Annotated in this window: 9 protein-coding genes; 4 read left to right on the top strand and 5 right to left on the bottom strand. The window is 68.5% G+C overall.

Going from position 1 to position 10,798, the window contains the following annotated elements; translation table 11 throughout:
• From E4L96_RS06680 to hemN, 3 genes are all read right to left on the bottom strand, one after another.
• On the bottom strand, positions 1 to 966 hold a 966-nt coding region (locus tag E4L96_RS06680; protein WP_229414272.1), incomplete at its 3' end, for a heavy metal translocating P-type ATPase metal-binding domain-containing protein.
• On the bottom strand, positions 963 to 1,745 hold the full coding sequence (locus E4L96_RS06675) for a sulfite exporter TauE/SafE family protein (RefSeq protein WP_135206436.1): 783 nt from the start codon (positions 1,743 to 1,745) through the stop codon (positions 963 to 965). The genes E4L96_RS06680 and E4L96_RS06675, both read right to left, overlap by 4 nt.
• A gap of 3 nt (positions 1,746 to 1,748) precedes the next feature.
• Positions 1,749 to 3,161 (bottom strand): oxygen-independent coproporphyrinogen III oxidase, encoded by a 1,413-nt coding sequence (hemN, locus tag E4L96_RS06670; RefSeq protein ID WP_135206435.1) that lies wholly within the window; start codon positions 3,159 to 3,161, stop codon positions 1,749 to 1,751.
• Between the two features lie 227 nt (positions 3,162 to 3,388).
• On the opposite strand from hemN, the gene E4L96_RS06665 reads away from it, so the two are divergent.
• From E4L96_RS06665 to E4L96_RS06655, 3 genes are all read left to right on the top strand, one after another.
• Positions 3,389 to 4,234, top strand: a complete 846-nt coding sequence (locus E4L96_RS06665) for a universal stress protein (RefSeq protein ID WP_135206434.1) — start codon at positions 3,389 to 3,391, stop codon at positions 4,232 to 4,234.
• An 87-nt stretch (positions 4,235 to 4,321) separates the two neighbouring features.
• Positions 4,322 to 4,537: a hypothetical protein gene (locus tag E4L96_RS06660; RefSeq protein WP_135206433.1), complete on the top strand. Its 216-nt coding sequence runs from the start codon at positions 4,322 to 4,324 to the stop codon at positions 4,535 to 4,537.
• A 109-nt stretch (positions 4,538 to 4,646) separates the two neighbouring features.
• Positions 4,647 to 6,164 (top strand): hypothetical protein, encoded by a 1,518-nt coding sequence (locus E4L96_RS06655; protein WP_135206432.1) that lies wholly within the window; start codon positions 4,647 to 4,649, stop codon positions 6,162 to 6,164.
• Here the strand turns inward: E4L96_RS06655 and E4L96_RS06650 are convergent.
• Positions 6,136 to 7,209 carry an AI-2E family transporter gene (locus E4L96_RS06650; protein ID WP_135206431.1) on the bottom strand — a complete coding sequence of 358 codons (1,074 nt, stop codon included), beginning with the start codon at positions 7,207 to 7,209 and terminating at the stop codon, positions 6,136 to 6,138. The two genes, E4L96_RS06655 and E4L96_RS06650, sit on opposite strands and share 29 nt — an antisense overlap.
• Before the next feature lie 69 nt (positions 7,210 to 7,278).
• Here E4L96_RS06650 and E4L96_RS06645 point away from each other — a divergent pair, with 69 nt between their 5' ends.
• Positions 7,279 to 8,415, top strand: a complete 1,137-nt coding sequence (locus E4L96_RS06645; protein WP_135206430.1) for an NADH:flavin oxidoreductase/NADH oxidase — start codon at positions 7,279 to 7,281, stop codon at positions 8,413 to 8,415.
• 15 nt (positions 8,416 to 8,430) lie between these two features.
• Here E4L96_RS06645 and E4L96_RS06640 read toward each other — a convergent pair whose 3' ends face one another.
• Positions 8,431 to 10,797 carry a hybrid sensor histidine kinase/response regulator gene (locus tag E4L96_RS06640; protein WP_167758616.1) on the bottom strand — a complete coding sequence of 789 codons (2,367 nt, stop codon included), beginning with the start codon at positions 10,795 to 10,797 and terminating at the stop codon, positions 8,431 to 8,433.
• Between the last annotated feature and the right edge of the window lies 1 nt (position 10,798).

The raw sequence follows: 10,798 nt of genomic DNA, 5'->3' as shown, positions 1-10,798 counted from the left end.
GGCGGCGCCTTGCAGCAAGCGGTCCAGTGCACTGGCGGCCTTGCGGCGCGCGCCAAGTTCCAGATAGCGGCTGCACAGCAGCAGGAACACGAACATGGTGACGGAATCGAAATACACGTCCCCACTGCCCTGCACTGTCGCGACCACGCTGCCGAGGAAGGCTGCGCCGATGCCGAGAGCCACCGGCACGTCCATGCCCAGGCTGCGGGCCCGCAGGCTGGCCAGCGCACCACTGAAAAGCGGGCGCGCCGAATACACGATGGCCGGGAGGGTGAGAAACAGCGAGGCCCATTGCAGCAGGCCGGCCATGCTGGCGTCCAGCGTGCCATCGTCCGCCACGTAGGCGGGCAACGCGTACATCATCACCTGCATCATCGACAGGCCGGCCACGAAGGCGCGGCGGAACAGGGTCTTGCGCTCGCGTTCCAGCTGGCCGGCATGCTGCCGCGGGTCGTAGGGCCAGGCACGGTAGCCGATGGCGTGGACGGCGGACAGGATGGCAGAGGGGGCGCAGCGGTCTTCCTCCCAGACCACGTGCAGCCGTCCTGTCGCCGCGTTCATGGTCGCGGACACCACGCCCTCGACCTGCGCCAAGCGTTGTTCGATCAGCCACGTGCAGGCGGCGCAGCGGATCCCTTCGACGGAGAATGCGGCTTCCCACTGCCCGGGAGCGGCATGGCTTGCGAACTGCTGCGGGTCGCTGTCGTACAGGGCGAAGCGGGCCTCGTCTTCTGCTGCGAGTGCGGGCGTGGTGGCGAATGCGGTGCGGGCACTGTAGTAATCAGCACCGCCGCCGTCGATGATGGCGCGGGCGACTGCGGCGCAGCCGGGGCAGCAGCAGGCGCGCTCAAGGCCGTCGACAGGGACCACCCACCTGGAGCCGTCAGGTACGGGCAGGCCGCAGTGGAAGCACTGAGGTTCGGCCCCCGCAGACAGTTGATCGAGAGGCAGGTCGGTCGGTTTCACGCGGCGCCTCCGATGCAAATGGCTTCCAGCCACGCAACGTGGTGACCAGCGAAGGCGCGCAGCAGGCCAAGGACGCCGAAGGCGGTGACCATGAGGCCACCGGCGAGGCGTAGGCCCCGGCGTTGCAGGATGGGGCGCAGGCGGGTGCCCATCATTCCGGCGGCCAGCAGTGTGGGAAGTGTGCCCAAGCCGAAAGCGGCCATGGTGAGCGCGCTGCGGACCGGCGAGCCAGCCAGCATGGCGGTCAGCAGCATGCTGTAGACCATGCCGCAAGGGAGCCAGCCCCACAGGGCGCCCAGCACGAACATCCGGGGCGTGGTGCCCATCGGGCCGATGCGGTTGGTGAGCGGCTGGATACGGCGCCACAAGGGCATGCCGAGCGATTCGATGCGAGCGGCGCCTTGCCACAGGCCGGCCAGGTAGAGGCCCAGCGCGACCAGCATCAGGTTGGCCAGCACGAAGGCGCCCTGCTGCCACGCGGCCGTCTGCGCCAGCGTGCGCACACCGCCGATGGCGCCACCGGCGATGGCGCCCGCCACCGCGTAGCTGCCGATGCGGCCCGCGTTGTAGGAGAGGGTGCGCGCCGCCATGTGCAGCGCCAGCGGCGCAGCCGCACCAGCAGGGGCTCCGGCCACTGTCACCGGCACCGGAAACGCCCGAACCTCGCGCGCGGGCGGCACCTGCGACAGCGCCGCGACGATCCCGCCGCACATGCCGACACAGTGGACGCTGCCCAGCAGCCCCACCGTGAACGGTGCCACGAGCCAGCCCAGGTCCATCCGTCAGACCGTCCGCGAAAAGCGCACGACCTGCTCGCCGGCCTGCGGCTGGCCCAGGTAACGGTCGAACACCATGCAGATATTCCGGATCAGCAGCCGGCCCTTGCCCGTCACCGTGATCCATTCGCCATCGATAGCCAGCAGCCCATCCCGCTCCATCTCCGCCAGCTTGTCCAGCTCCTGCGCAAAGTAGGAGCGGAAGGTGATCGGGAAGTCCTGCTCGATGGCGTTCATGGACAGCTCGAAGTGGCACATCAGCATCTGGATGATCGCGCGCCGCAGTGTATCGTCCAGCGTCAGGCGCACCCCGCGCACTACCGGCAGCTCGTTGCGGTCGATGGCATCGTAGTACTCGTCCAGAGTCTTGACATTCTGGCTGTACGACCCGCCCACGGAGCTGATGGCCGACACGCCGCAGGACACCAGGTCCGCCTCCGCATGCGTGGAGTAGCCCTGGAAGTTGCGATGCAACCGACCCTGGCGCTGGGCCACGGCCAGGTCGTCCTCCGGCTTGGCGAAATGGTCCATGCCGATGTAGACATACCCGGCCGCCGTCAGCCGCTCGATACACAGCGACAGCATCTGCAGTTTGCTTTCGCTGTCGGGCATGTCGGCCTCATTGATGCGGCGCTGGGCCTTGAAGAGGCGCGGCAGGTGCGCGTAGTGATAGACCGCGATGCGGTCCGGATTGGCGTCGATCACCTTGTCCAGCGTGACGGCCATGGTCTCCAGCGTCTGCAGCGGCAGCCCATAAATCAGGTCGATGCTCACCGAGCGGAAGTCCGCCGCGCGCGCCGCCGTGATGACGGCGCGGGTCTCGGACTCGGGCTGGATCCGGTTGACCGCCTTCTGCACATCGGCGTCGAAGTCCTGCACGCCCAGCGAAATGCGGTTGAAGCCTTGCGCGCGCAGGCTGTGCACGCGCTCCGGCGACACCGTGCGCGGGTCGATCTCGATGGAGTACTCGCCACGGTCGTCCGCCGCGAAGCGGAAGCAGCGGCGCAGGTGCGCCATCAGTTCGTCCATCTGGGCATCGCTGAAATACGTGGGCGTGCCACCGCCGAAGTGCAGCTGCTCGATTTCGTTCAGGCCTTCGAACAGCTTCCCCTGCAGCTCGATCTCGCGCTTCAGGTAGCCCAGGTATTCATCGGCCTTCTCCCGCTTCTTGGTGATGATCTTGTTACAGGCGCAGTAGTAGCACAGCTTTTCGCAGAACGGCACATGCACGTACAGCGACAGCGGCCGGGTGCCGCCGCGCATGCGCACGCGCGCCACCGCCTTCAGATAGTCGCTGTAGCCGAAGGACGCTGCGAATCGATCGGCGGTCGGGTACGACGTATAGCGCGGGCCGGACTGGCTCAGCTTGCGGACGAGTGCTCCGTCGAAGTCGACGGCCGGCACGGCGGAATGCATCATGACCTTGTTGCTCCTTAATGTTGGCGGCCAGTGTAAGGATCGGGTAAGGCAATATCCTTGACTTGGATCAAAAACGGCCGGATTGGCCTGCCATACCTCGACGCTTTACGCCAGCCCATCAAACAAACGGGAAATTGATCTGCATCGAAAAAATGGCAAATAGTTGATAGACGGACCATGTGCGGCAGGCCTAGGCTGATGGCAGTCATCCATCACGGGAGCCTTTCATGAGCGCCTACAAAACCATCCTGGTCCACGCGGACGCGTCGCGCCACGCGCCGGCCCGCATCGAGCTGGCCGCCCGGCTGGCCATGGCCCACGAGGCCCACCTGACCGGCGCCGCCATGAACGGCCTGCCGCGCTTCCTCTACGAAGGCACCGAGCTGCAAGTGGCCTTGCAGCTCGCGGGCGAGCAAATGGCGGTGCTGGAGCGGCAGGCGCATGACGCCCTCGATGCCTTTGACGCCCAATGCGCGCGCCTGGGCGTGGCCGCGTACGAGCGCCGCCAGCTGAATGACGATCCGGAAGGTGGCCTGATCCTGCAAGCGCGCTACGCCGACCTGCTGGTCGTCAGCCAGCCGGACCCGGACGAGACCCGTTTTACGACCCTCGGCGACCTGCCCGCCTATGTGACCCTCAACTGCGCGCGTCCGGTCCTGGTGGTGCCCTATGCGGCGGCCGGCATGGCTTACCCGCCCCGCGCCGCCCTCGTGGCCTGGGACGGCAGCCCTCCCGCCACCCGCGCGATTACGGCGGCCCTCCCGATGCTGCGCCGCGCCGGCCACGTCACGCTGGCCATCTTCAACCCGGGCCAGCGCTGGGGACTGCACGGCGAAGAGCCGGGGGCAGACATGGCTCTGTACCTGGCGCGCCACGGTGTGCAGGTGGACGTCCATACGCGCGACGGCGTCGAGGATGAAGGCAACGCCCTGCTCTCGCTGGCCGCCGACCGTGGCGCGGGCCTGCTGGTGATGGGCGCATATGGCCACAGCCGTTTCCGCAAACTGGTGCTGGGCGGCGTGACGGCGACCGTGCTGTCCTCCATGACCATCCCGGTGCTGCTCGCGCACTGACCCGGGACCGCACCCGCCCTCCAAGATGTGCGCCGCGCCAGCCCATGAACGCGCACAATGGCGATGTCATAACAACAAGGAGGACATATGCCGGTGCTTGAGTACACCCGCAGCCAGGGGCAGCGCCTGACCTACCAGATCGAGTACGACCAGGGCGAGTACTTCATCCAGCGCGATGGGGTGATGAAGAAGGCCGTGCCGGATCCCATCGTCGCCGGGGTCGCCACATCCGAGGCCTCGCCCGACCTGATGCGCCGCATGGCCATCGCCGATATCGAAGCGCTGATCGGGATGGACGAATAAGGACTACAAGGAATCAGGTCTGCAACGAACCGGGTCTGCGTTAGCGCAGATCGAAACGCCCCGCGCATTCTGTCCTTAGCATGGCCGTGCATCGTTAACGGGAGCGGCCATGACCACACAAATCGCCAGCCAGGATGGATGGCTCAGGATGTCCATGCGCGGCGGCGCACCCGCCGTCGCGGGCCAGCGCAGTCACTTCAAGGGCTACACCGTCGCCGGTGGCGATGGCGTGTTCGCACAGTGGGACTGGGACGGAGAACGTCTCACCGCCCGCACCTGTCCCACCGGCTTCCTGCCCCTCTATTACTACTGGGACGGCGAGCAGCTCGCGCTGTCCACCCGCATCGCCGACCTGTTCACCGCCCTCGGCATCCGTCCGCGTATCGACGATGCGGCCCTGGGCGTGCTGCTGCGGCTCGGGTTCCTGGTCGGGGACCGTACGCCGTTCGCCGGGGTCAGAGTGCTCGGTCCGCAGGGGACCCTGACATGGCAGCCCGGCACCGGGCCAGTGGTCCACTCGTCCTATCCGGAGGCCGGGCGCGCGGACACCCAGGACGTCCCCGCCCGCTACGTCACTCTGTTCCGCAATGCGATGGCGCGCATTGCGGATGTCATGACCGACAACTTTGCGGTGCCCCTGAGCGGCGGCCGCGACTCCCGCCACATCGCGCTGGAGCTGCACCGCATGGGCGCCCGCCCGCAGTTCGCGCTCACCGCGCGCCACCTCCCGCCCCGCACCAATGAAGACGTGCGCGTGGCCACGCAGCTGTGCCAGGCCATGTGCTGGCCGCACCGCGTAGTGCGCCAGCCAGTGCTCGGCCAGTACGCGCAGGAGTGCGCGCACGCGGAAGCGGTGGACTTCCTCACTTTCGAGCATGCCTGGACCTTGCCGTTGCGCGATGCCCTGCACGCCAGCGGCGTGACGGAAACCTTCGATGGCGTCGGCGGCGACGTGCTCTCGGCCGGGCTATTCCAGAACGAGGCGCTGCTGGCGGCCTACCTGGCGGGCGACATCGCGGCCGTCCGCAACGGCCTGCTGGATCACTGGAGCCAGCTCGGCGGCCACGCTGCCCTGAGTGACACCCTCGGCTCCGGGCTGGCCGCGCTGGCCGACCCCGGTCCGGCGGCCGCGCTGATCGACGCGGAACTGGAGCGCCACCTCGGCCAGCCCAATCCCCTCAAGTCCTTTTACTTCTGGAACCGCAGCCGGCGCGGCACCGGCCTCCTGCCTTTCAAGATCCTGAGCCGCCACGTGGCCTACGCGCCCTACCTGGACCGGCCGCTCATGACCTTCCTGCTTGGGCTGGACCCGGCGGCCACGCGCGACAGGACGCTGCACACGGAGACCATCCGGTTGGCCGATCACGTCATCGGCAGCATCCCGTATGAGAGCAAGTCGGAGCCGGCCACACGGCAGGGGATGGCGGAGCGAGTGAGCTTTTATATGCCGATGCTGGCCAAGGCACTGGCCCCGGGAGGCGCCCTGAACGGGCGTTTCGTCGCCCCGCGCGCCGCGCAGGCCTGCCTGCTGGGCGGGGATCTGCAATCGACGTGGTGGAAACCGCGCCGCGTGGCCTACCTCGCGAGCCTGGACCGCTTCATGAACCAGTTCGGCGTGCCGGGCTAGGTTCCGGCGTGCCGGCCTCGCGCCACAGCGTCACCAGCATCACCATCAGCACCGGCCCCACGAACAGCCCGACCAGGCCAAGCGTCTCGATCCCGCCCAGGATCCCGATCAGCACCGCCAGGAAGGGCAAGCGCGTGGCGCTGCCGATCAGCGCGGGCCGCACCAAGTGGTCGGCCACGAACAGCACCACCATGCCCCACACCGCGACCGCGATGGCGCCCGTGGCCGATCCGAACACCGCCAGCCAGGCTGCCGCGCACAGGAACACCAGCGGAGCGCCAAACGGCACAATGGCCAGCACTCCGGTCGCCACACCCCACAGCGCGGGCGACGGCAGCCCGGCCAGGGCGTAGCCGATCCCGATCAGAAAACCTTCCCCCAGGCCGACCAGCACCAAGCCGTTGACGGTGGCGCTGATCGCGGTGGGGATGCTGTGGTGGTAGCGCTCCCACCGCACCGCGCCGAACAGGCGGCTGCCCAGCCGCTCCAGCTGGGCGTTGAGCGCTTGCCCATCCAGGTACATGAAGAACAAGCACAGGATCGCCAGCGCGCAGTCGACCAGCCGGCGCACCACCTGGGAGCCGAACAGCTTGAGGACCCCGCTGGCCGTGATGTGATGGCTGGCCGCGCCGTCCGAGAACAAATGGGTCAGGCCATGCGGCTGGGCGAGGGTCTCGGCCCACCACTGGGCGATCCATGGGCCGGCCATGGGGATGCGCACCAGCACCTCGGGAACCGGCAGGCCGTTGTTGTTGGCATCCGCCACCCAGGCCGCCACCGCGGGCGCTTCCAGCACCGCCTGGCGCAGGCCGACCAGCAGCGGGACCGCCAGCAGCGCCGTGAAGCCGAGCGTCATGGTGGCCGCGGCCAGCGCCGCACGGCCGCGGAAGGCCCGCAGCACGCGCAGGTACAGGGGCCACGAAGCGACACACAGGATGGCCGCCCAGATCAGCGGCAGGAAGAAGCGCTGCGCCACGAACCCAGCGCCGGCGAGGATAGCCAGGGCAAACAGAGTGCCGTTCACGTCCCGCTGTTCTGCTCTCATTACACCCTTTCGCGCTCTGCTCGTGGAGCGGGTTAGCATATCATTAAGGGCTCGTCACAAGGAGGCACCATGACCGCTCTGGCCCAGCCCTCGCCCCGCCTGTTCCAACCCCTGCGCCTCGGCGCGCTGGAACTGCCCAACCGGATCACCATCGCGCCCATGTGCCAGTACTCGGCGACCGACGGCTGCGCCACCGACTGGCACATGATCCACATCGGGCAACTGGCCCTGTCGGGCGCCGGACTGCTGATCCTGGAGGCGACCGGAGTCTCGCCGGAAGCGCGCATCTCACCGTTTGACCTGGGCCTGTATTCAGACGAGAACGAGGGCGCGCTGGCGCGGGTCATCGATGCCGCGCGCCGCTACGCCCCGATCCCGATCGCGATCCAGCTCGGCCACGCGGGCCGCAAAGGATCGAGCCGCCCGCCGTGGGACGGGGGCAGCCAGATCGCGCCGGATGCTCCGCTGGGCTGGAAGACGGTGGCGCCCTCCCCGGTTCCGCATGCGGCGGACGAAGACCCGCCGCGGGAACTGGACCGCGCCGGGATGGACAAGGTGCGCGACGATTTCGTGGCCGCGGCCCGGCGTGCCGTGCGGCTGGGGCTCGACGGCATCGAACTGCACATGGCGCACGGGTACCTGCTCCACCAGTTCCTGTCCCCGCTGGCCAACAAGCGCACCGATGACTATGGCGGCGGCCTGGAAAACCGCATGCGCTTTCCCATCGAGGTGTTCGACGCCGTGCGCGCAGCGGTGCCGCAGTCGATGCCCGTGTGGGCGCGCATCTCGGCCACGGACTGGGTGCCGGACGGCTGGGACATCGAGGGCACCATCGCATTGTCGGCAGCCTTGCGCGACCGCGGCTGCGCGGCGATCCACGTCACCACGGGCGGCGTCTCGCCTGCCCAGGCGATCAAGATCGCGCCGGGCTACCAGGTGCCGTATGCGCAGCGGGTCAAGGCGGAGGTCGGCCTGCCCACCATGGCGGTCGGGCTGATCACCGAGCCGCAGCAGGCCGAGGACATCCTCGCCAACCACGAGGCGGATGCGGTTTCGCTGGCGCGCGCCATGCTCTACAACCCGCGCTGGCCGTGGCATGCGGCGGCGGCACTGGGAGCGCAAGTCGCCGCGCCCAAACAGTACTGGCGCTCGCAGCCCCACCAGTTCAAGGACCTGTTCCTGCAGGCGCGCTTCGGGCAGCGCTAGCGCGCGGGCGGCGGGTCAGCCGTAGGCGCGGTGCGTGAGGATGTAGTTGAGCCGCTCCAGGTCCGCCGGCTTGACGAGGTGGTGGTCGAAGCCCGCGGCTCGCGACAGCACCCGGTCGTGCGGCTGGCCGTAGCCGGTCAGCGCGACCATGGTGGCGCGGGCGTGCACCGGCCGGGCGCGCAGCGCGCGTGCCAGATCGAAGCCGCTCATGTCCGGCAGGCCAATGTCGAGGATGAAAACGTCCGGCCGGTACTCGTCCGCCCGCGCCAGGGCGCCGGCGGCATCGGCCAGCACCAGCACCTGGTGGCCTTCCGCCTCCAGCAGGGCGGACAGGGATTCGCCCGCGTCCACGTTATCGTCCACCACCAAGATGCGCGCGGGCCGCGTATCGGGGCCCGCGGACGGCCCGGTGGCCGGGCGGTCGGCCGGATCGGCCTGCGCCAGCGGCAGCACCACTTCGAAGGTCGCGCCCTTGCCCGGACCATCGCTGAACGCCTCCACCCGGCCACCATGCAGCCCGACCATGCTCTTGACCAGCGCGAGTCCGATCCCGAGCCCGCCCTGCGAACGGTCGGGCGTGCGCTCACCCTGGGTGAACAGGTCGAACACGTGCGGCAGGAGCTCCGGCTCGATCCCGCTGCCGTTGTCGCTCACGCAGATCTTCACCTCGCCGCTGTGCACATGCACGCTCAGGTCCAGCTGCCCGCCCTGCGGGGTGTACTTGGCGGCGTTGTTCAGCAGGTTCACGACCACCTGCACCAGGCGTGTGCGGTCGCCCTTCACCCACGCGTGGTCGGCCTCCATGCGGGTGGACAGCACGTGATGGCGGGTTTCGATCAGGGGGCGCGACTGCTCGATGGCCGCATGCACCGTGGATTTGATATCCACCAGCGCCATCTCCAGCTCCACCTGCCCGCGCGTGACGCGCGACACATCCAGCAGGTCGTCGACCAACTCCGTCAGATGCCGCACCTGGCGCGAGATGATGTCGCCCGCCTGCGCCACCCGCCGCGTGTCGCTGCCGGCCAGGCGCAGGAGCTGGGCCGCGGTGCTGATCGGCGCGAGCGGATTGCGGATCTCGTGGGCCAGCATGGCCAGGAACACGTCCTTGCGTCGGCTGGCCTCCTTCAGCTCATTCTCGGCGCTGATCCGCTCGGTCACATCCACATTGATACCGCGCACCGCCACCGGCTCGCCCTGCGCATCCGTAATCACGCGCCCGCGCTGCTCGATCCACATCACGCGGCCGGTGGCAGGGCTGATCCGCCGTCCGAGGTCACGGTAGCTGCCGCGCGTGCGCAGCGCCTCGTCGATGGCGGCGCGCAGCCGGGGCGCGTCTTCCGGCACCATGTACTGCCAGTTCTCGTCCACCCGGGTGGTGCTGTATCCCAGCACTTCGGACGCGTTGGACGAATAGCGTATTTCGTCGGCGGCCAGCGACCATTCCCAGGCCACCATGCGCCCGGCCGCGAGGCCGTCCTGCAGCCAGTCCTCGGTCTTGCGCAGCTCCTGCAGCGCCACCACGGCTTCGGTCACGTCGCTGCCTTCGACGAAGATGCCGTCCACCAACCCGGCCGGATTGCGGAAGGGCTGGTAGATGAAGTCCACATAGCGCAGCTCCAGGCTACCGTCCGACCCGCGGCGTACCCGCAGCGGGGCCGCGCGGCCGACCACCGGCTCGCCTGTGGTGTACACGCGGTCCAGCAGCTCGAAGAAGCCCTGGCCCGCCGCATCCGGAATCGCAATGCGCACCGGCTTGCCGATCAGGTCCCGCTCACCGACCAGGTCCAGGTAGGCCTCGTTGGTGTGCTCGAACACGTGCTCCGGCCCGCGCAGCACGGCCATGATGCCCGGCGCCTGCTTGAACAGCATGCGCAGGCGCTCGTTCTCTTCTTCCTGGTGGCGCTCGGCCAGCACGGTGCGCGTGGTCTCGATGCAGGTGCAGCCGACGCCGCGCACCACGCCCGTCTCGTCGTACACGGGCGAATACGAGAACGTGAACCAGGTCTGCTCGTCAAACCCCTTGCGCCGCATGAGCAGGGGCAGGTTCTCGCGGTAGACCGCCTCGCCCGACAAGGCCCGCCGGGCCAACGGCTCCACATCGTGCCAGATCTCCGCCCAGATCTGCTGGAATGGCTGGCCCAGGGCGGCCGGATGCTTGGCGCCCAGCACCTCGGCGTAGGCATCGTTGTAGAGGAAAGCCAGCCCTTCTCCCCACGTGATGAACATGGGGAACTTCAGATGCAGCATGAAACTGACCAGGGCGCGCAGCGACTGCGGCCAGGCCGACGGATCCCCGAGAGTGCTGCGGGACCAGTCGAACTCCCGCATCAGGGCGGCCACCTCGCCGGGAACGGAATCGAACAAATCGGGTTTGGACATC

It is taken from the genome of Zemynaea arenosa, assembly GCF_004614185.1.
GTDB classification, from domain to species: domain Bacteria; phylum Pseudomonadota; class Gammaproteobacteria; order Burkholderiales; family Burkholderiaceae_D; genus Telluria; species Telluria arenosa.
The sequence above is the reverse complement of the archived record's forward strand: the minus strand, read 5'-3'. Positions and strand labels throughout refer to the sequence as shown.